Source organism: Micromonospora sp. WMMD975 (assembly GCF_029581215.1).
Lineage (GTDB): Bacteria > Actinomycetota > Actinomycetes > Mycobacteriales > Micromonosporaceae > Micromonospora.
This window is the reverse complement of record NZ_CP120739.1, coordinates 5,490,690-5,510,255: the sequence shown is the minus strand read 5'-3', so window position 1 is coordinate 5,510,255 and position 19,566 is coordinate 5,490,690. Positions and strand designations below refer to the sequence as shown.

Here is a 19,566-nt window from a genome sequence, read left to right as displayed (position 1 = left end):
TGAAGGCTTCGGCCATGCGTGTGCGCCTGCCGGCTCTCCTGCGCCGGCCTCCCGTGGCGGTGAACGCCGCACTGGCCCTGCTGTTGCTCGGCGGCGGCTACTGGGCCTGGTCGTCGGTGACCGGTGACTCCGCGGCACAGGTGGAGCCCGGCCGGTCCGCCCGGTCGGTCGTGGTGTCGCGGGGCACGGTGACCGCCACGGTCACGGCGGACGGCTCGATCGAGAGCGCCACCACGGCGAGCGCGGGCTTCGTCACCGCCGGCACGGTCACCGACATCCGGGTACGGGTCGGGCAGACCGTCAAGAAGGGACAGCTGCTGGCCACTGTCGATCCCGCCGCGGCCGAGCGGGCGCTCAAGCTGGCCCGGGCGAACCTGGACGCCGCCGAGAACGCGCTGGACCGGGCCCGGGCCGCCGACGGCGACACCTCTTCCGCCGAGAACTCGGTGACCCAGGCGGAACTCGCGGTCGACGAGGCCGAGGCCGGGGTTGCCGGGACGAGACTCGCCGCGCCGATGGCCGGCACGGTGGTCGCCGTCAACGGCACGGTGGGCAGCTCGTCCGGCGGTGGATCGACCGGCAATCCGGGTGGTGGCTCCCCCGGCGGTTCCGGTGGCCAGCAGGACGCCGGCACGTCGAGCACGGCCACCGGGTTCGTGGACCTCGCCGACCTGACCCACCTACAGGTCAGCGCGGCGGTCGCGGAGGCGGACGCCACCCGGCTCAAGAGCGGGCAGACCGCCACCGTCACCTGGAACGCGCTGTCCGGCGCCCGGGCCGCCGGGACGGTGACGGCCATCGACCCCCAGGCCACCACCAGCAACAACGTGGTCACCTACGGCGTGACGATCGGCTTGGGCGAGCTGCCGACCGGCGCGAAGCCGGGGCAGACGGTCACGGTGAGCGTGGTCACCGGCACCGCCCAGGACGTCCTCCTGGTCAACTCGACCGCGGTCAGCGGCAGCGGTGACCGGCACACCGTCACCGTGGTCACGGAGACCGGCGAGGAGACACGGCGGATTCAGGTCGGACTCGCCGGGAACCAGGCGTACGAGATCACCTCCGGGCTTGCCGAGGGTGAGCGGGTGGTCCTGCCGGAGAGCAGCGCCGGGACCGGCAACACCGGCGGCGGCCTCCGGGGCGGCGGGAACTTTCCCGGCGGCGGGTTCCCGGGTGGCGGCCAGGGCCCGCGACAGGCCGGGAACGCGGGCCGCTGATGGACCTCCGGGACACGCCGCACCGTCCGGTCCTGGACGTCCGCGGGCTGACCAAGGTGTACGGCGAGGGGGACGCGGCGGTGCACGCGCTGCGCGGCGTCGACCTCTCGGTCGAGGCGGGCGACTACGTGGCGATCATGGGTTCGTCGGGTTCCGGCAAGTCCACCCTGATGAACATCCTCGGCTGTCTCGACGTGCCGTCGGGCGGGCGGTACCTGCTCGACGGGGTGGACGTGAGCAGCCTCGCCGACCGGCAGCTCGCGCTGGTCCGCAACCGGCTGATCGGCTTCGTGTTCCAGGCGTTCAACCTCATCCCCCGCACCAGCGCGCTGGCCAACGTGGAGCTGCCGCTGGCGTACGCAGGCGTCCGCGCGACCCGGCGCCGGCGTCGGGCGATGGCCGCGTTGGACGCCGTCGGACTCGCCGACCGGGCCGACCACCATCCCAACCAGCTCTCCGGCGGGCAGCAGCAACGGGTGGCCGTGGCCCGGGCGCTGGTCACCGAGCCCGCGCTGCTGCTCGCCGACGAACCCACCGGCAACCTCGACAGCCACTCCACCGAGGACATCCTGGTCATTCTCGACCAGCTCAACGCCGCCGGCCGGACGATCGTGCTGATCACCCACGAAACGGAGGTCGGCGCCCGGGCCCGGCGTCTCGTCCGGCTCTTCGACGGTCAGGTCCGCGTCGACAACCGGCAGGACGTGCCGGGGCGGCACACGGCGGGAGCACCGAGGTGACCCTGGTCGAGATCCTCCGCTTCGCGCTGCGCGGGGTGGCCGCAAACAAGCTGCGCTCGGCGCTGACGATGCTCGGCATCCTGATCGGCGTCGCGGCGGTCATCCTGCTGGTCGCGGTGGGCAACGGGTCAGCTCAGGCGATCACGAGCCGGATCGAGGCGCTGGGCACCAACACCCTCACGGTGACCGGCACCAACCGGGGCGGGGGCGGCGGCGGGCTCACCGTGGAAGTGGCCGACGCGCTGGCCGACCCGGTGCTCGCTCCCGACGTACGATCGGTGTCTCCGCTGGTCAGCGCCGCAGCCACGGTGACCTACCAGGGCGCGGAGCACGAGGTCGGCCAGTTCGTCGGCACCCGGCCGAGCTGGTTCGACGCCTCGAACTCGCCGGTCGCCAGCGGCACGGCGTTCAGCCGGGACGACGAGGCGCAGGGCCGCCGGGTGGTGGTCGTCGGAAGCACCGTCGTCGACGAGTTGTTCGCCGGGGCCGACCCGATCGGGAAACAGGTCACCGTCGGAGGCGCGCTGTTCACGGTGGTCGGCACGTTGGCCCCGAAGTCCGCGACCGGCTTCCAGGACGCCAACGACCTGGTGGTCGCCCCGCTGCGGGCCGTACGCGAGGTGCTGACCGGCTACGGGGCGCTCAGCTCGATCCTCGTCGAGGCGAGGAGCCCGGAGCGGGTGGAGGAGGTGCAGGCGCAGATCGGCACGGTGCTCGCCCAACGGCTGCCGGGCACCGGCGCCGGCAGCACCCCGTACCGGATCCAGAACGCCGCGCAACTGCTCCAGACGCAGACCGAGACGGCCGACACGTTCACGGTCCTGCTCGGCGCGGTTGCCGCGATCAGCCTGCTCGTCGGCGGTATCGGTATCACCAACATCATGCTCGTCACCGTCACCGAACGGACCCGGGAGATCGGTATCCGTAAGGCCCTGGGCGCCCGGCGCCGGACCGTCCTGATCCAGTTCCTGACGGAGGCGACCCTGCTCAGCCTGATCGGCGGGGCGCTGGGGGTGGCCGCCGCGCTGGTCGGGTCCCGGTTCTCCATCGTGGGCGTGCGGCCGGTGATCGTGCCGAGTTCCGTCGTGCTGGCCCTCGGCGTGTCGGTCGCGATCGGGCTGTTCTTCGGCGGCCTGCCGGCGGCCCGGGCGGCCCGCCTGCGCCCGATCGACGCCCTGCGTTACGAGTAGCCCATCCGGAGAGGCGAGGACATGGACGACACCGACACCGTCATCTTCGAACGGGCGGCAGCCGAAGCGACGGGGCAACCGGACCGCGCGGCGGAGCCCGACGGTGACCTCTCCGCCGCACTCGCCGCCGCCGCGCCACGCCGCTTGTGGAACCGGGGCACCGTCGTGCTGGCCGGGCTGGTGCTGGTGCTGGTCGGCTTCCTGGCCGGGACGCAGGTGCAGCAGCGCTGGGGGGACGCCCCGGCCGCGGCGCGCCCCGGCCGGACAGGGGGCTTCCCGGGGGCGGCGCCCAGCGGGTTTCCCGGCGGGGGTTCGGGGCGCGGAGAGCTGGGCGGTGGGTCGACCCCGAACTCCGCCGCGGTGGCCACCACCGGGAAGGCGAAGCTGATCGACGCGGGTGTCCTGTACGTGGAGACCGCCGACGGCACCGTGGTCACGGTGCGGACCGACGACCGCACCACGGTGCTGACCGGCCGGAAGAGCGAGCTGGCGAAGATCAAGGCTGGGCAGACGGTCAGCGTGCAGGGCGACCGGTCGGCGGACGGCACGGTCACCGCCACCACGGTCACCGCCACCGGCTGAGCCGGGCGAACCGCGCCTTGTCCGGCACCGATCCTGGCGCAGGCGCATGTGGTCAGGTCGCGGCGGTTGAATGACGTCACGGCGATGGTCAGCAGCACCGCGGGTTCGCGACAGAGCCGGAGGGGCGGGCGCCCGCACCGAGGACGTCACCATGACCGCCACCGCGTCCAGGCCACCCGTCGTCTACCGCCGCAGGTCGCGTCGCTGGTAGGCGTACAGACCGGCCGTCACCGCCGCGACCGTCGCCGCGCCCATGACGGCCAGCGCGAGCCAGTCCGGCGCCGTCTCAGGCACGGCCGCGAGATGGCGGTACGGCGACAGCGCGCTCACCCAGCCCGGCGCGTCGACGCTGTCGGCGAGGACCATGAGCAGGAATCCGCCGGCGGTCGGCACCATGCCCCACGCCACCACGCCGTGCGGTGCGCGGCCGTGGGCCACAGCCGCGGCGGCGAGGCTGAGCAACGCGACCGGTAGCGCGTTCCAGGCGCCGGCGAGTGCCGCCGGCAGCGGCAGGTTCGCGCCGACCAGGTTGGTGCCGAGCCACGTCGCGGTCGCGGCGACGGTGACGAGGAGCGCCGCGCCGGTGGCCGTGGTGAGTAGCTCGGCGCCGAGTAGTCGGGTGCGGGTGGCCGGTCCGGCGTGCAGGAGGGTCAGGCGTCCGCTGGTCTCGGCGGTGGCGAGCGCGGCGAGCCGGACGGCGGTGAAGGCGCCGACCGGGACGGCGAGCAGGGCGAACAGCGTCGCGGTGTAGCCGCGGACCGTGCCGAGGCCGCCGAAGCCCGCCTGCGCTGCCAGGTCGGCGAACCGGGGGTTGTCGGCGAGGAATCCGGTCAGCGAATCGGCGAGCAGACCGATCAGCAGGAAGTAGGCGCCGAGCCCGGCCGACCAACCGGCCAGCGGTCGCAGCAGTCGCCGGATGGCGAAGGCTTCCACCGAGCCGAGCAACCACAGCCGGGCCGGCCGGCCGGTGGCGGGGGCGAGCAGCCCGGCCCGGGCGTCGCGTCGACCGGCCAGGGCGAGTGCGGCGACGGCCAGCGCGACGGCGGTGAGCGCGGGCACGATCAGGGGTGCCCAGCGGTCGTCCCGGTAGGGGTGGAGCAACGCCAGCGGGCCGTACGGCGGCAGCCAGCGCAGCCAGCCGAGGGCGGTGACCCCGTCGCCGACCATGCGGGCCATCAGCCCCACGCCGAGGAACGCCAGCGCGGCCCCGGTCGCCCCCGACCGCGTCGGGAAGACCTGTGCGGCGAGGGCCGCCACCGCGACCGCCACCACGCCGGCCGACGTCAGACCGGCGGCGTGCACGACCGCCCCGCGGCCCGGGGTGCCGGCCGCGGTGAGTGCCGCGGCGAGCGTGACCCCGGTCAGGACCATCGCGGCCGTGAGCACCGCGAGGTGCCGGCCGAGCAGCACCGGGCGGCTGAGTCGGCCGGCGAGCAGGAGATCCCACCGGCCCGCTTCCTCCTCGCCCCGGGTCACGCGGGTGGTGACGAGCGTCCCCCAGACCGACAGCAGCACGGCGAGGACGACGCCGGTGCGCCAGACCGTGAAACCGCCGGCCGTGTCGAGGGCGACCGGCTCGCCGAACAGGGTGCGGATCGCGGGGTTACCGGCCAGGGCGGCGAGGGCCTCCGCGCCGCCCCCGTCGGCGATCGTGCTGGCGTACGTGGCGACGACCAGCACCGACATGCCGACCGCCAGGGTGAGCACGATGAGGGCCCCTCGGCGTACCTGCCGGACGGCGAGCCGGGTCACGGCCCGGCCGGCGGCCGGACGGACCGGGAGGGGGAGGCCGTGGGCGGTCATCGGGCCGACTCGCCGTAGTAGTCGAGGAAGATCTCCTCAAGGCTCGGTTCCCGCACCGTGAGCGCGGTGAGGTCGGCGGCGGCGAGGGCGCTCAGCGCCGGTGCCGGCGGCCCGGTCATGGTGAAGCGGAGCATCCTGCTGTCCTGGGCGACGATCTCGACGCCGGCCACGTCGCGCAGGTCGGGCGCGGGGCCGGTGAAGCCGGCGGTCACCTCCGTACGGTGCAGGCGGCGCAACCCACCGACGGTGGCTACGTCGACGAGCCGGCCGGCACGCAGGATCGCCACCCGGTCGCAGACGGCCTCGACCTCGGCGAGTTGGTGGGAGCAGAGGAAGACCGTCTGCCCGTTGTCGCGCGCGACCGCGACGGCGCGCCGGAACTGGAGTTCCATCAGGGGATCCAGGCCACTTGTCGGCTCGTCGAGGACCAGCAGCGGCGCGCGGGTGGCGAACGCCGCGACCAGGGCGACCTTCTGCCGGTTGCCGGTGGAGTAGGCACGGGCCGGCGTGGACAGGTCGAGGGCGAACCGGTCCACCAACTCGTCGCGGTAGGCCCGGTCGACACCCGGCCCGGTGGCGGCGAGCAGCTCCAGGGTCTCCGCGCCGGTGAGCTGCGGCCAGAGCGCCACGTCGGCCGGCACGTACGCCAGCAGCCGGTGCGCCGCGGCGACGTCCGCCGCGTCGGCGTCGAAGATCCAGGCCCGCCCGGCGGTGGGCCGGGCCAGGCCGAGCAGCAGCCGGATCGTGGTGGACTTGCCGGCGCCGTTGGGGCCGAGGAACCCGAACACCTCACCCGCCGGCACGTCGAGGTCCAGCCGGTCGAGGGCCAGCAGGCTCCGGTAGCGTTTGGTCAGGTGTTGAGTGCGGATCGCGGGTGCGGCCACGTGTGCCTCCGGTCGACGACGTGTCACGACTGCCGACCAGGCTTCCCGGCGCACCGGCCCTCACCGTACTCCCGTGTGTCACGCCCGAACAGAGCAGCACGGCCGGTCGACGCCCGTCGCGCCGGTCGTCGCCGGTCGTTATGATCACCGGGATCCGTGGAGCGCCGGGAAGACTGGTCGGCACCGTGATGGTCCGCGTCCCGGAGGGATCCCCGTGCTGCTGCTGTGCTTCGCCGCCGTCCTGCTGGCCGCCGTGCTCGTCTCCGCGCTGGCCCACCGCACCATCCTGTCGACCGCGGCGCTGTTCCTGGTCGCCGGTTTCCTGCTCGGCGAGGACACCACCGGCGTGCTGCACCTGCGCGCCGACTCCCCGATCGTGGCGCAACTGGCCGAACTGGCGCTGTTCGCGGTGCTGTTCACCGACGGGATGCGGGCCGGTTGGGCCGACCTGCGCTCGGCGTGGCGGTTGCCCGGGCGCGCCCTGGGCTGGGGCCTGCCGCTGACGTTGCTCGTCACCGCCGTGCTGGCCCACTACGTCGCCGGGCTCGACTGGCCGGAGGCGCTGCTGATCGGGGCGATCCTCGCCCCCACCGACCCGGTCTTCGCCGCCGCGCTGGTCGGCAACGACAAGGTGCCCGCCCGGCTGCGGCACCTGCTCAACGTCGAGTCCGGCGTCAACGACGGGCTCGCCCTGCCCTTCGTGGTCGTGCTGCTGGCCGTCGCGGCCGGCTCCGAGGACCTGCACCTGGGGGAGTTGGGCACCGAGCTGGCGGTGGGACTGCTGATCGGCGTGCTGGTGCCGTTGGCCGCCATCGCGCTGGAGCGCACCAGATGGTTCGCCGCGTCCGCGGCGTACGCCCCGCTCAACGGGGTGGCGATCGGGCTGCTGGTGTTGGCGCTGGGCAAGGTCACCCACGGCAACCTGTTCCTCGCCGCGTTCGCCGCCGGCATCACCGTGGCCACCTTCGGGCCGCGGGAACGGGCCGCATTCGAGCACTTCGGGAGAACGTCGCCGAGCTGCTGAAACTCGCCGCGCTGCTAGTGTTCGGAGCGCTGATCTCGGTGGACTTCCTCGGGGAGATCTCCTGGGCCGGCTGGGTCTTCGCCGTCCTGGCCATCGTGGTGGCCCGACCGGTGGCGCTGTGGATCTCCTTCCTGCGCTCCGGACTGGGCCTGCGGGAACAGGCCGCCGCGATGTGGTTCGGCCCGAAGGGCTTCGCCTCGGTCGTCTACGGGCTGCTGGTCCTCGAATCCGGCATCGCCGCCGGCGACGAGGTCTTCCACTTGGTGGCGCTGACCATCGTCATCTCGATCCTGGCGCACTCCTCCACCGACGTCGTGGTCGCGCGGGCCTTCGACGACTCCCGCGAGACGCCCGCCTGGCACGGGGTGCTGCGCCGGATCGGGCAGGCCCGCCGGCGGTGACGCACGTCGAGCACCAGCGCGCCGACCCACCGCAGCGGGGTTCCGTCAGCCGCACCGGACCCGGCGCCCACGACGCCCTCTCCCGCCGCCGGTCACGTCCCGGGTGGTCGCGGGGCCGGGTGTGCGGTAACTCCCTGGGAATCGGGCGGGTCGGGTGCGGCGAAGGTGACCGGCGCGCCGAAGGCGGCCCGTCGGGCGGCGCGGCGCAGCGCGGCGAGCACGGCCGGGCCGACGAGGACGATCGCCACGGCGGTGGTGATCGCCCGGCCGGTGTCCCAGCCGAAGGTGGAGGTGACGGCGGTGAACAGGGCCAGCCGGTGCAGGTTCTCCAGCACCGGTGCGCCGGGCAGGTAGGACAGTTGGGTGTCGGCGCCGATGCTGAACGGCCAGAACCACAGGTTCATCAGCAGGCCGTACCCGTAGGCGGCGACCGCGCCGTATCCGGCGAGCACCGCGGTTTCGGTCCGGCCGCGTAGCCGGGACGGGAGCAGGCCGGCGCCGAGGCCGATCCACGAGGCGCACAGCATCTGGAACGGTAGCCACGGTCCGATTCCGGCGGTGAGCAGCGCGGAGGCGAACAGAGACGTGGAGCCGAGCAGGAACCCGAAGCCGGGCCCGAAGATCCGTCCGGCGAGTACGAGCAGGAAGAAGACCGTTTCGATGCCGGCGGTGCCGGCGCCGAGGGGGCGTAGCGCGGCGTTGACGGCGGAGAGCACGCCGAGCATCGCCAGGGTCTTGCTGTCGATGCCGCCGGAGCTGAGTTCGGCCAGCAGGAGCGCCACGAGCACCGGCAGCATGAGGAAGAAGACAAGCGGCGCTTCGCCGGTGCGGGCGGTGCTCTCGGGGTGCGCGGGTACGAAGAACGGCCAGGTGAAGGTGGCCAGCGCGGCGGCCGAGGCGAGTGCCAGGACCACGGCGGTCCGGGGCGCGATCCGCGGCCCGCTCACGTCGGTGCTCCGGCTATCCGGAGCGCGGCGGCCACCTGGTCCACGGTCAGCCACGGTTGCGGTGCGAGGACCTTGGCGACCTGCGGTGCGAAGGCCGGTGAGGCAAGCATGACCTCCGCGGTGCTGCCTTCGGCGACGATCTCTCCCTCGGCCATCACGATCACCTGGTCGGCCAGGGTCGCGACGAGTTCGACGTCGTGGGTGGCCAGGACCACGCTGCGGCCGGCGGCGGTCAGCTGCCGGACGAGCGTGCCGAACTGCTTCTTGGCGTGGTAGTCCAGGCCACGGGTCGGTTCGTCGAGCAGGATCACCGGCGGGGCGGCGGTGAGCTGGACGGCGAGTGCGAGGGCCAGTCGTTGTCCCTCGGACAGGTCGCGGGGGTGCCGGTCGCCGGGCAGGTCGGGGACCAGTTGGTCGAGGACGGCGCGGCAGGTGCCGGTCGGCGCGTCGCTCTCCCGGTCGGCCTGGTCGCATTCGGCGTCCACGGTCTCCAGGTAGAGCAGGTCCGTGGGATTCTGCGGGACCAGGCCGACGTGCCGGCGGGCCTGACCGGCCGGCAGGGCCTTCGGGTCGACGCCGCCGCGGGCACCGGTGACGGTGACGGCGCCACCGTGGCGGGGGCCGCTGCCCTGCACCGCCCACAGCAGGCTGGACTTGCCGGAACCGTTACGGCCCATCAGCGCGACGACCCGGCCGGGATGCAGGTCGAGGTCGACCCCGGCCACGGCGACCGTGCCCGGATACCGGACGACGATCCCGCGGGCGGTCAGCACCGGAGCGGGTGCCGGCTCCGGTGCCGGCGTGGCGGGGGCCGCGTCGGCGAGTCGGTGGCGCAGGGCGGCGGCGCGTCGGCGGGCGTCGCGTACGGACAACGGCAGCGGGGTCCAGCCGGCGAGCCGGCCCAGCTCGATCAGGGGTGGCGCGAGGTCGATCCCGGCGAGCACGGTCGCCGGTGCCCCGTCCCGCACGTGCCCGTCGCCGGGCAGGTAGAGCAGCCGGTCGGCGTACTGCACGACCCGTTCCAGCCGGTGCTCTGCCAGGACCACGGTGACGCCGAGGTCGTGCACCAGGCGGGTGACGGTGGCGAGGACGTCCTCGGCGGCGGTGGGATCCAGCGCGGAGGTGGGTTCGTCGAGGACAAGCACCCGCGGATGAGCGGTGAGTACGGCGCCGATGGCCACCCGCTGCTGCTGCCCGCCGGACAGCGTGCGCAGCGGCCGGTCCCGCAGCTCGGCGATGCCGAGCAGGTCGAGCGTCTCCTCGACCCGCTTGCGCATGACGGCCGGCGGCAGGGCCAGCTGTTCCATGCCGTACGCCAGTTCCTCCTCGACGGTGTCGGTGACGAAGCCGGACAGCGGGTCCTGGCCGACCACACCGACCACGTCGGCGAGGTCACGCGGCGGGTGGTGACGGGTGTCCCGGCCGTCCACGGTGACGGTGCCGTGCAGGGTGCCGCCGGTGAAGTGCGGCACCAGTCCGTTGATCGCCCGCAGCAGGGTGGACTTGCCGGCGCCGGTGCGGCCGGCGACCAGGCACAACTCGCCCTCTTCGATGCGGATCGTCACGTCCCGCAGCGGCGGTGGACCGTCGTCGGCGTAGCGGACGGTGACCCGGTCGAACTCGATCACGTGCGGCCTCCCGCCGTCGCCGGCATGGTGGGTCGGGTCGGCGGAGCGGCGGTGTCCGCCGGGCCGGTCGGCGGCCGGGTGGGCGCGGCCGGCGGAGGTGGCGGCGCCAGCCAGGCCGGCGCCGCCGCGACCGCGACGGCGAGCAGCGTCAGCGGGGTCAGCGCGGGCCAGGTGAGCGGGCTGACCGGCGGATAGAGCAGCTCCGGGTCGACCGAGCCGGCGAGCGTCGTCAGGGCGGCGGTGGCCACGCCGCAACCGGCCACCACCAGTTCCGCGGCTCGCCAGCGGTCCGGCCGGTAGCGGCTGCGCCGGACCCGCCGGCCGGCCAACAGCATCCCGGTCACGGCGGCGACCAGCCCGGCGAGCAGCATCGGCAGACCGAGGAAACCGGCTCTGCCGGTGTCGAGCAGACCGTAGGTGCCGGCGCAGACGCCGATCAGCCCGCCGAGCACCAGCACGCCGGTCGCGGTGCGCTGCCCGGCCGGCACCGCGGCGGTGCGCCCGTAGCCGCGGGAGTCCATCGCCGCCGCGAGGGCCAGGGACCGGTCGAGGGCGTCGGCAAGCACCGGCACGGCGATCCCGCGCAGCGCCCGCATCCCGCGTCCGGGTGCGCCACGCAGTCGCCGGGCCCGGCGCACCCGGAGCACGCTTTCCACCAGTTGCGGAGCGACCGACAGCGCCACCACCACGGCCGTGCCGACCGCGTACAACGCGCCGGGTACGGCCTTGAGCAGCCGCTTCGGGTTGGCCAGCGCGTTCGCGGCGCCCAGGCAGACAAGCATGGTGGCCAGCCGCAGCCCGTCGTAGAAACCGCCGAGGACCTGTTCGGCGGCGACCGGCCCGAGCAGCCGGATGCCCGCCGCCCAGGCCGGCAGGGGGATCTCCGGCAGGCGGAGCAGCACATGGTCGCCCTGACCGCCGCCGAACACGATCCGGAACACCACCCGCATGCCCACCACGACCGCGGCCAGCCACAGGTACATCCGGAACGCCAGGGCCCACGGGGCGTCGCCGCGCCGCCGGACCACCACCAGCGCGGCGGTGGCGACGAGCAGACCCAGCGGCAGCGGGTTCGTGGTGTGGCTGGCCGCCGTGGCCAGGCCGAGCGCCCACAGCCACCACGCCCCCGGGTGCAGCCCGCGGGGCAGCCGCGCCGCCGACCACCGGACCGGCCGCCGGCCGGTGCCGAGGGCCGGATCCGGGCTGGTCCCGACCGTGGCGGTGGCGGACCGGTCAGGCATCCGGTTCGGTGGTACGCCGTCGCCGCGCGGCGATCAACCCGCCGCCGGCCAGCAGGACGAGCAGCAGCACCCCGGCGATCGTGCCGAACGGTGGACCTGCGCCGTCGCGGGGGGCAGCGACGTCTGTCAACTCCGGCCCGGAGGCGCCCGGCGACGACACGCCGGTGGCCCCACCGGTCGGGGCACCGACCTGGCTCGGCGTCGGCGACGGGGCGCCGGTGGCCGTACCCGTGGGGGCGGGGAGCCCGGTGGCGTCGACGGTCGGTCCGGCCGCACCCGGCCGACCGCCAGGTGGGGCGGCCCCGCGACCACCCTGCGCGGGCGGTGCGACAGGCCCACCACCGGCGGCCGGCGGCGTCGCGACCGGTCCACCACCGCCCGTGGCCGGCGGTGGCGCGGGCGGCGCCGGTGGCGCGGGTCGCTTCGGTACGACGTCGGGCCGGGGCGCGTCGTTGCTGCCGCGGTTGAGCGAGAACGACCAGCCCTCGAAGCTGCCGGCCGGCGGTCTGCGGTTGGCCACGCCCTTGTCGCTGTAGGTCCAGCCACCGCCGTTCGAGGCGTGCCAGTACGACCAGTAGGCGCTGGCCGGCGGCGTGTCGACGCACTTCTCCGCGGCTGCCGACGGCTTGCCCTCGATCCGGCAGATGAACCCCTCGCCCCAGCGCAGCGTGCCGGTGATCGGGAAACCGGCGTTCTTCAGGGCGGTGAGTCCGGTGGCCTGGTCGCCGTGGGCACAGCGGACCACCGTGCCGCCGCCGAGTTCGTTGAAGGCCACCACGACGGTGACCCCGGAGGCGTCCGGGCAGTAGCCGGCCGTGCCGGCGGCCTCCGCCCCCGCGGCCGGTGCGGCAAGGGTGCTCGCGGCGGTCAGGGCGAGGACGATCCCGGCTCGCGCGTACCGGGCCGTCATCTCGTCCGCCGCCGGCCGAGCACCATGAGCAGCACCCCACCACCGACCATCAGCACCGCGACCAGCACGTAGCCGGCGATCGCCGTGCCGGTGGTCGGCAGCCCAACCAGCCCCGGGGCGGGCGGTGCCGTGCTCGGAGCGGCGGTCGCCGCGGGTGGCGTGGTGGCCGACGGGGTCGCCGCCGGCGGGCTCGCGGTGTCGCCGGGGGGCGGGTCGACGGTGCCGGTCGAGGTCGGGGTCGGGTTGGCGGTGGCGCTCGTGGTCGGCGTCGGTGATCCGGTGGGGGAGGCGGTGGGCGAGGCCGTACCGGACGGGGTGGGGTCGGGCGACGGCGGCAGGTCGAGGCCGATCCGACCCAGCGGCACCTGCGCGAGCCCGAGCAGGGCCTGGGCGGTGGCCCGGCGCCACTGGTCCCGGTCGATGTCCGCGATCCCGGCCGCGACGGCTGTCGTGAAACCCTCGGTGTGGTAGGCGACGGCACCCGCGTCGGCGGCTGCCTTTCCGCCGTTCGCGTCGGTGAGCTGCAACGCGGTCAGCGCGTCGGCGGCGCGGGCGGCCTCGGTGTCGCGTCCGGCGGCGGCCAGAGCCTGCCCGGCCAGTCCGGTGCTGTTGGAGTTCGCGCCGGTCGTCGGCCCCGACCCGCCGAAGGAGCCGTCGGCGTGCTGCTGGGCCACCAGCCAGTCGGCGCCCCTGCGCGCCGCGCCGGCCGCCCCGGTGGCGCCGTCGTCGGCGGCGGTCAGCAGCGCCTGCACGGCCATCGCGGTGGAGTCGACGTCGAGGGTGGCGCCGGGTTGTTCGTCGCAGGACGGTGACGGCCCGTCCGCGGTGTCCGGGTAGAGCCGGAAGCCCCCCGCCGCGCACTGCTGCCGGACGAGGAAGTCGACGGTGTCCTGCGGGACGTCACCGCTGCGGGCCAGGCCCAGCACGGCGAAGGACTGGTCGAAGGTGTTGCTGGCGTCCGGGCCGCTGTCGGCGGTGACCCGGCTGGTGATCCGGCCCCGCTGGTCACCGGTGCCCGTCGGGGAGACCAGCGACAGGGTCTCGGCCCGCAGGTCGTACCCGCCGAAGTCGGTGGGGTCGGCGCCGGCGGCGGAGGCGGCGTAGAGCAGCTTCGCGGTGGCTCCGCCGTCGGTGAAGCCCTCGATGCCCCACTCGTCGTAGCTGTTGTAGGCGCGCACGTGCGCCGCGACCTGCGCCGTGGCGGCCTGGCGGGTCGACGTGTCGACGCCGGTGGCGGACAACGCGACGACCCCGTCGATGGTCAGGCCCCAGTCCGGGCCGCCGAACGGTCCGGGCAGAATCCCGTCGGTGAACTCGCCACCGAGCCAGGTCGCGGCGTCCCGCGCGGCGGCGGCGTCGGCTGCGGCGGGAGCGGCCAGCACGGTCATGGGCGTGGTGAGCGCGGCGAGTGCCGCCGCGACGGTGGCGGCGAGGCCGGTGCCGAGTCGCCGGGGCCGGGACATGGGCATGAGGGACGCCTTTCGCAGAGCGGTCGGGGAGAACTCCGGAGAGCACCCGGGACGAGCGCCCGGCCGCCTTCCGACGCCGGGGCGGTGACCGGCACCCGGTGCGCTGCCGGTCACCGCGCCGGTGTGGATCAGGGAGCGGTGATGCCGGGCGCCGCGCCGGAACCGAACGCCCAGCCCTCGACGCTGCCCGGGGCGGGGTTGTAGCCGGCTGCCCCGGAGGAGCTGTAGGACCAGGCGCCGCCGGGCGACGCATGCCAGTACGACCAGTACGCGGTGGCCGGCGGGGTGTTGACGCACGGGTCCGTCGCGGCGGTCGGCTTGCCGTTGATGCGGCAGACGAACGCCAGCCCCCAGCGTTGGGTGCCGGTGACGGTGAACCCGGCGCCCTGCAACGCGGCCAGCCCGGTGGCCGGGTCGCCGAGCGCACAGCCCACCTGGACGCCGCCGCCGAGGGCGGCGTAGTCGACGACGACTGTGACGCCGGAGGTGCCGGTGCAGGCCGCCGCGTGCGCGGCCTGCGGCGCGGGCTCGACGGCGATCAGGGCGACGGCGGCCAGCGCGGCGGTCAGCAGACCGGCGAGCCGGGCCCGGACGGTGGACGGGCGGAGGGCGAGGGCGGCAAGTGTGCCGCGGAACAGGGCGAGGGGGGATTGCCGGCTCAGGCGAACGACCATCGGTAGCGCCTTTCCGGCCCGGCGGTCGTCAGAAACCCGGTCGCCCGGCGGTGCGCGGGGTCGACCGGGACTCCGACCCGTGGGCCACGACGGGTGGGGAGCGGATGCGCGCGTACGCCGGGTATTCGGGCTCACCGCCGGGTGTCTGTCACCTCGACGGCCTACCGTTGCGGGCCAGCGCCGGACTTCGACCGGACTTCCCCCGCACGGACGCGCGGTGTGTTCAGTTGTGGCCACAGTCTGTCCGCACCGGATTACCCATGTCAATCGTCCCTGCTCGGGGTGGTTGACGTCGACGACTCCGGTCCGATGGTCTAGCCTGTCAGTTAGGTAAGGCTAACCTTTCTTGAGGAGGTCGGGACCATGCGCCCCAGCCCGGCGGAAATCGTGCGTACCCTCGTCGCGGGCTGGCTGCCCGCCCTTGTCCACCTGGCCCGACACGCCGGGCCGCACCAGGTCCGGCACGCCACCGACCCGGACGGCCGGGTGCTGCTGCTGGTGCCGATCGTCAGTGATCTCGCCGCGGCGCTGTCGCCGCCGGACGGGGGTGCCGACGTCGCCACCGTCCTCGACGTGCTCGACCTGCCGCCCGCCGCCGGCGCTCCCTCCCTCGGCCGGGCCTGGATCTCCGGCTGGGCGAAGCGGCTGGACGGGGACGAGGCGCGCCGGGCCGCCGTGGACTTCGCCGCCACCCAGCCGACCGGGGACCTGCTCGACGTGGGCCGCCGGTTCCGCCTGTACCGGTTCGAGGTGGCCGAGGTCCGATGGGAACACGCCGGCGGTGTCCGCCGGATCGACCCGGCGGCGTACGCGGAAGCCGAGCCCGACCCGCTGCACGCGGTCGAGGCGGAGTTCCTGGCCGACCTCGCCGACCACCACGCCGAGCAGGTCGCCGGCCACCTGCGCCAGCGGCTGAAGCTGTCCGGCGACGAATCGCCCCGGGTGGTCCGCATCGACAGGTACGGGCTGCTCGTCGCGTACGGCCGGCCCGGCGCGACCCGGCGGATCCGGCTCGGCTTCGAGCGGCCCGTCGCCGGCGTCACCGAACTGTCCCGGCTGCTGCACCCGATGGTCTGCGCCCGGGCCGTCGCCTGACCCCCACCGGTTGTTCGCCGGCCGGAGGTGCCGGCGGCGACCGCGGTGCGTCGTTCAGTCGGCGCCGGATGCGTCCGGAGCGGCCGTCGCGTCGACGGAGGCGGTTGCCGACCGATGGCGGGACCGCAGGAGTTGGATGCCGATGGGCAGGACGGAGATGAGCACGATGGCGATGAGGATGAGCTCGATGTGCGATGCGACGAAGCTGATCTGCCCGAGGAAGTAGCCGAGCACGGTCACGCCGGTTCCCCACAGGACCCCGCCGAGGACGTTGTAGGTGACGAAGGCGCGGTAGTGCATCCGGCTCACCCCGGCGATGACGGGGGTGAAGGTCCGCACGATCGGCACGAAGCGGGCCAGCACGATCGAGCGGGCGCCGTAGCGGGCGAAGAAGGCGTCGGCCCGGCGCACGTTCTCCTGCTTGAACAGGCGGGAGTTGGGGCGACGGAACAGGCTCGGGCCGACGCGCTTGCCGAACAGGTAGCCGGCCTGGTCGCCGATGACGGCCGCGACGGCGGCGAGCAGGCAGACGAGCCAGAGCGGTTGGTGCAGGTAGCGGCCGTCGGCGACGAGGAGTCCGGCGGTGAACAGCAGCGAGTCGCCGGGGAGGAACAATCCGATGAGCAGCCCGGACTCGGCGAAGACGATCGCGAGGATCCCGATCAGCCCGAAGGTGGAGATCAGCCATTCCGGGTCGATCAGGCTGGGGCCCACGGCGAGTGTCGCCTGAGGCGTGGACATGGCATGACCTCCGGAACGAGGGGCGGGGGGTGGTGCTCAGGCGGTGGTGCCGAGGCGGCGGCCGGTACGGCGGTCGTAGGCGCGGCCGACGACGCCGATGGTGGCGACCGCTCCGGCGGCGATGAGTGCGCCGGCGAGGATGTCCCCGGGGTAGTGCACGCCGGTCCAGACCCGGGCGAAGCCGATGACGGCGGCGAGCACGCTCAGCGCCAGTCCCCATCGGCGGGACAGGAACGCCCCGACGGCGAACGCCACCGCGAACGCCGCCGTCGCGTGGTCGCTCGGCAGCGACGGCCCGGCGGCGTGTGGGATCAGCTGGTGCACGGCATGGGCCTGGAAGGGCCGTACCTCGGTGCTGAACGCGGCAACGGCCTGCCCGACGGCGAAGGCCAGCCCGAGGGACGCGACGACGCGCACCAGGGCGGCGCGGCCGTACCGCAGGGTGGGCCAGGACAGGTATGGCCGCGGTGGCGGCGAGGACGTAGATCAGCCACACCGCCGTCCATTCGAAGAAGTCGTCGACGAGGTCACTGCGGCCGGCTGTGTCGTTGACGATCTGGAACAGGTGATAGTTCATCGTTCCCCCGTGACGGTGACGGCTCCGGCCCGTGCAGGCGCCTCCTGTCCAGGGTGCCGCCCGTCACCTGAGAGGAGCCTGAAACCGCCGAGGTCGGTTCAGTGATCTTCGGAGTCGACGGCGTGGGGCAGACTGATCCGGACGGTCATGCCCGGTCCGGGCAGCACCTGTACGTGTCCGCCGTGCGCCGAGACGACCTCACGGGTGATGGCGAGGCCCAGCCCGCTGCCGCCGTCCGGGCGGGTGCGGCTGTCGTCGAGACGGACGAACCGGTCGAAGATCCGCTCCCGGTCGGCATCGGGGACACCGGGTCCGTCGTCGGTGACCTCGACGCACGCCCACGCGTCCCGCACCGACACGTTCAGGGTCACCCGGGTACGGGCGTGACGCGCGGCGTTGTCGGCCAGGTTCCGCAGAGCGCGGCCGAGGTCGTGGGCGTCCCCGGCCACCCGCACGGGGGTGAGGTGGGCCCGGACGGTCAGGTCCGGGCGGTGCGCCGCGAGCCGGTCCCGCTCGGTGTAGGCCAAGTCGTCGAGGTCGACGTCGTCGCGGCGCCCGGTACCGCCGCGCTCGTCGATGCGCGCGAGCAGGAGCAGGTCGGCGACGAGGTCACCCAGCCGGCTGGTCTCCCGGCGCAGCAGCTCGACCAGGTCGCGCTGGCCGTCGGGCGAGGTCGCCACGGCCAGCCGGTCGAGGCCGGCACGCAGGGTGGCCAGAGGGCTGCGCAGTTCGTGGCTGGCGTCGGCGACGAACCGGCGCTGGCTCGCCGCGGCGGTCTCCAGGCGTTCGAGCATCCGGTTCATCGTCTCGGCGAGCGCCGCGATCTCGTCCCGGGCGCCCGGCACGGGCACGCGGGCGTGCAGGTCACGGGCGGTGATCCCGGCGACCCGCCGGCGGATCGCCTCGACCGGGCGCAGGGAACGTCCGACGAACCAGAACACCGCCGCACCCACCACCAGCAGCATGGGCGCCAGCCCGGCGGCCATGATCGCCGCGACCGCCTCGGTGCTCTCGTCGACCGGCCGCAGTGACTGCGCGACCAGCACCGTGCGGACACCGGAGCCGTCGGCCACCCCTGCGGCGGCGATCCGGTACGGGTCTTCCCCGGCGAACGGCAGCAGCCGCTGCTCGCGCAGCAGTTGACCGGGTCGGGGCCGCAGCGGGGACAGCGGCGCGGCGTCGCCGAGCGCGGCCGAGGCCGCCTCGACTCGTCCGGACGGGTCGAGGACCTGCACCAACGTCTGTTCTTCCGGGCTCGGCCGCAGCGTCCGGGCGAGTGCGTCCTGATCACCGGCGGCCACCGCCGCGACCACCTCGGTCGCACGTTGCCGCGCGGCGGCGTCCACGTTGCCGGCGAGATCCGCGCGAGCGAGGTGGACGAACACCATGGCGCCGACGGCGAAGGCCGCCGCTACGACGGCGGCGGCAGCAAGGGCCGAACGCAGCCGTACCCCCGGCTGCCATCGCCTCCACCCGATGGCCATGCTCAGCCGCCGTCGGCTGCCAGGCGATAGCCCATGCCCCGCTCGGTCTGGATGGCCTGCCGCCCGAACGGTTGATCGATCTTGCGGCGGAGGTAGCCGACGTACACCTCGACGATGTTGGGATCGCCGTCGAAGTGCGCGTCCCAGACGTTGTCGAGGATCTGCCGTTTGGACATCACGTCGCCGCGGTGACGCATCAGGAACTCCAGCAGCGCGAACTCCCGCGCGGTGACCCGAACCGAGTGGCCGGCCCGGGTGACCTGCCGTCGGGCCGGATCCACGGTCAGATCCCCGGCGGTCAGCACGACCGGCCGGGCGGGCGCGCCCCGGCGTACGAGAGCCCGTAGCCGGGCCACCAGCACCACGAACGAGAACGGCTTGACCAGGTAGTCGTCGGCGCCGAGGTCGAAGGCATCCGCCTGGTCGTACTCCCCCTCCTTCGCGGTCAACATCAACACGGGCGTCCACACGTCCCGCGACCGCAGCCGCCGGCACACCTCGTAGCCGTTCAGGCCGGGCAGCATGATGTCCAGCACGATCACGTCGTAGGGGTTCTCGGTGGCCGCCCACAGCCCGTCGACCCCCGTGTGCTGCACATCCACGGCGAAGCCCTCGTCCGTCAGGCCGGCGCGCAGCACCTGCGCCAGGCCGGTCTCGTCCTCGACGACCAGCACCCGCACCCGCCCACCCCCTCCGGAACGTCGACACCGCACCGGGCGTCACCGCGGCACACCCCGATCATCGCGTGAACGGGTGAGCCAGGGGCACAGGAGTGCCGTGCCACTCACTGATCAGGGGTCGGGGCGGGGGTTGGTGCCGCGCAGCAGCCGAATTACGGTCGTGCCGCCTTTGGGTCGGCGCCGATGACTCCTTGGTGGGATCGCCTCAGTCGTGCCTCTATTGTTCGGGTCGCCGGCGAGTAGCTGCCGACGGTATACGCGAACCTGTTTCCTGGGCAT

The 19,566-nt window shown here is 74.2% G+C and carries 17 protein-coding genes, 1 pseudogene and 1 riboswitch; of the genes and pseudogenes, 6 read left to right on the top strand and 12 right to left on the bottom strand.

Annotation, left to right across the window (positions count from 1 at the left end; genetic code table 11):
• Positions 1-14: 14 nt before the first annotated feature.
• From O7613_RS24505 to O7613_RS24490, 4 genes are read left to right on the top strand one after another with little or no spacing between them, the layout of a single operon-like run.
• Positions 15-1,217, top strand: coding sequence for an efflux RND transporter periplasmic adaptor subunit (locus O7613_RS24505; RefSeq protein ID WP_282290208.1), 1,203 nt, complete (start codon positions 15-17; stop codon positions 1,215-1,217).
• Entirely contained in the window at positions 1,217-1,957 is a 741-nt protein-coding gene (locus O7613_RS24500; RefSeq protein WP_282290207.1) for an ABC transporter ATP-binding protein, read from the top strand. Before O7613_RS24505 ends, O7613_RS24500 begins: the two co-directional genes overlap by 1 nt.
• Positions 1,954-3,147 (top strand): ABC transporter permease, encoded by a 1,194-nt coding sequence (locus tag O7613_RS24495; RefSeq protein ID WP_282290206.1) that lies wholly within the window; start codon positions 1,954-1,956, stop codon positions 3,145-3,147. Before O7613_RS24500 ends, O7613_RS24495 begins: the two co-directional genes overlap by 4 nt.
• 21 nt (positions 3,148-3,168) lie before the next feature.
• Positions 3,169-3,729: a DUF5666 domain-containing protein gene (locus O7613_RS24490; protein ID WP_282290204.1), complete on the top strand. Its 561-nt coding sequence runs from the start codon at positions 3,169-3,171 to the stop codon at positions 3,727-3,729.
• Positions 3,730-3,912: 183 nt separating this feature from the next.
• On the opposite strand, the gene O7613_RS24485 is transcribed toward O7613_RS24490, so the two are convergent.
• Positions 3,913-5,532 (bottom strand): hypothetical protein, encoded by a 1,620-nt coding sequence (locus tag O7613_RS24485; protein WP_282290202.1) that lies wholly within the window; start codon positions 5,530-5,532, stop codon positions 3,913-3,915.
• Complete coding sequence (locus O7613_RS24480) at positions 5,529-6,416, bottom strand: ABC transporter ATP-binding protein (protein ID WP_282290200.1); 888 nt, start codon at positions 6,414-6,416, stop codon at positions 5,529-5,531. The genes O7613_RS24485 and O7613_RS24480 overlap by 4 nt, the downstream gene beginning before the upstream one ends.
• Before the next feature lie 214 nt (positions 6,417-6,630).
• On the opposite strand from O7613_RS24480, the pseudogene O7613_RS24475 reads away from it, so the two are divergent.
• Positions 6,631-7,841 (top strand): annotated as a pseudogene (locus tag O7613_RS24475) (cation:proton antiporter).
• 92 nt (positions 7,842-7,933) lie between these two features.
• On the opposite strand, the gene O7613_RS24470 reads toward O7613_RS24475, so the two are convergent.
• The 6 genes from O7613_RS24470 to O7613_RS24445 form a co-directional block, all read right to left on the bottom strand.
• Positions 7,934-8,788 (bottom strand): ECF transporter S component, encoded by an 855-nt coding sequence (locus O7613_RS24470; RefSeq protein ID WP_281586027.1) that lies wholly within the window; start codon positions 8,786-8,788, stop codon positions 7,934-7,936.
• Complete coding sequence (locus tag O7613_RS24465) at positions 8,785-10,416, bottom strand: ABC transporter ATP-binding protein (protein WP_282290198.1); 1,632 nt, start codon at positions 10,414-10,416, stop codon at positions 8,785-8,787. The genes O7613_RS24470 and O7613_RS24465 overlap by 4 nt, the downstream gene beginning before the upstream one ends.
• Entirely contained in the window at positions 10,413-11,657 is a 1,245-nt protein-coding gene (locus tag O7613_RS24460; RefSeq protein WP_282290196.1) for an energy-coupling factor transporter transmembrane component T, read from the bottom strand. The genes O7613_RS24465 and O7613_RS24460 overlap by 4 nt, the downstream gene beginning before the upstream one ends.
• A complete protein-coding gene (locus O7613_RS24455) occupies positions 11,650-12,567 on the bottom strand; it encodes a hypothetical protein (RefSeq protein ID WP_282290192.1) in 918 nt (305 codons plus the stop codon). Before O7613_RS24455 ends, O7613_RS24460 begins: the two co-directional genes overlap by 8 nt.
• A complete protein-coding gene (locus tag O7613_RS24450) occupies positions 12,564-14,030 on the bottom strand; it encodes a cell wall anchor protein (protein ID WP_282294607.1) in 1,467 nt (488 codons plus the stop codon). The genes O7613_RS24455 and O7613_RS24450 overlap by 4 nt, the downstream gene beginning before the upstream one ends.
• Positions 14,031-14,164: 134 nt before the next feature.
• A complete protein-coding gene (locus O7613_RS24445) occupies positions 14,165-14,710 on the bottom strand; it encodes a hypothetical protein (RefSeq protein WP_281586033.1) in 546 nt (181 codons plus the stop codon).
• Between the two features lie 98 nt (positions 14,711-14,808).
• Positions 14,809-14,947: riboswitch (cobalamin riboswitch) on the bottom strand.
• 126 nt (positions 14,948-15,073) lie between these two features.
• On the opposite strand from O7613_RS24445, the gene O7613_RS24440 reads away from it, so the two are divergent.
• The gene (locus tag O7613_RS24440; RefSeq protein ID WP_282290189.1) at positions 15,074-15,805 is read left to right on the top strand and encodes a DUF2470 domain-containing protein; all 732 of its coding nucleotides are present in this window, start codon (positions 15,074-15,076) and stop codon (positions 15,803-15,805) included.
• A 54-nt stretch (positions 15,806-15,859) separates the two neighbouring features.
• Here the strand turns inward: O7613_RS24440 and O7613_RS24435 are convergent, their stop codons facing one another.
• From O7613_RS24435 to O7613_RS24420, 4 genes are all read right to left on the bottom strand, one after another.
• Positions 15,860-16,546, bottom strand: coding sequence for a VTT domain-containing protein (locus tag O7613_RS24435; protein ID WP_282290187.1), 687 nt, complete (start codon positions 16,544-16,546; stop codon positions 15,860-15,862).
• 36 nt (positions 16,547-16,582) lie between these two features.
• On the bottom strand, positions 16,583-16,963 hold the full coding sequence (locus O7613_RS24430; protein ID WP_282290186.1) for a phosphatase PAP2 family protein: 381 nt from the start codon (positions 16,961-16,963) through the stop codon (positions 16,583-16,585).
• A gap of 258 nt (positions 16,964-17,221) precedes the next feature.
• A complete protein-coding gene (locus O7613_RS24425; RefSeq protein ID WP_281586039.1) occupies positions 17,222-18,607 on the bottom strand; it encodes a HAMP domain-containing sensor histidine kinase in 1,386 nt (461 codons plus the stop codon).
• A gap of 2 nt (positions 18,608-18,609) precedes the next feature.
• Positions 18,610-19,287 carry a response regulator transcription factor gene (locus tag O7613_RS24420; protein WP_281586041.1) on the bottom strand — a complete coding sequence of 226 codons (678 nt, stop codon included), beginning with the start codon at positions 19,285-19,287 and terminating at the stop codon, positions 18,610-18,612.
• Positions 19,288-19,566 lie beyond the last annotated feature (279 nt).

What these genes read in the sequence shown, in the direction of transcription:
- O7613_RS24505 (WP_282290208.1), top strand. Translation starts at nt 15, where the DNA reads ATGCGTGTGCGCCTGCCGGCTCTCCTGCGCCGGCCTCCCGTGGCGGTG.
- O7613_RS24500 (WP_282290207.1), top strand. Translation starts at nt 1,217, where the DNA reads ATGGACCTCCGGGACACGCCGCACCGTCCGGTCCTGGACGTCCGCGGG.
- O7613_RS24490 (WP_282290204.1), top strand. Translation starts at nt 3,169, where the DNA reads ATGGACGACACCGACACCGTCATCTTCGAACGGGCGGCAGCCGAAGCG.
- O7613_RS24485 (WP_282290202.1), bottom strand. Translation starts at nt 5,532, where the DNA reads ATGACCGCCCACGGCCTCCCCCTCCCGGTCCGTCCGGCCGCCGGCCGG.
- O7613_RS24460 (WP_282290196.1), bottom strand. Translation starts at nt 11,657, where the DNA reads ATGCCTGACCGGTCCGCCACCGCCACGGTCGGGACCAGCCCGGATCCG.
- O7613_RS24455 (WP_282290192.1), bottom strand. Translation starts at nt 12,567, where the DNA reads ATGACGGCCCGGTACGCGCGAGCCGGGATCGTCCTCGCCCTGACCGCC.
- O7613_RS24450 (WP_282294607.1), bottom strand. Translation starts at nt 14,030, where the DNA reads ATGTCCCGGCCCCGGCGACTCGGCACCGGCCTCGCCGCCACCGTCGCG.
- O7613_RS24445 (WP_281586033.1), bottom strand. Translation starts at nt 14,710, where the DNA reads ATGGTCGTTCGCCTGAGCCGGCAATCCCCCCTCGCCCTGTTCCGCGGC.
- O7613_RS24440 (WP_282290189.1), top strand. Translation starts at nt 15,074, where the DNA reads ATGCGCCCCAGCCCGGCGGAAATCGTGCGTACCCTCGTCGCGGGCTGG.
- O7613_RS24435 (WP_282290187.1), bottom strand. Translation starts at nt 16,546, where the DNA reads ATGTCCACGCCTCAGGCGACACTCGCCGTGGGCCCCAGCCTGATCGAC.
- O7613_RS24425 (WP_281586039.1), bottom strand. Translation starts at nt 18,607, where the DNA reads ATGGCCATCGGGTGGAGGCGATGGCAGCCGGGGGTACGGCTGCGTTCG.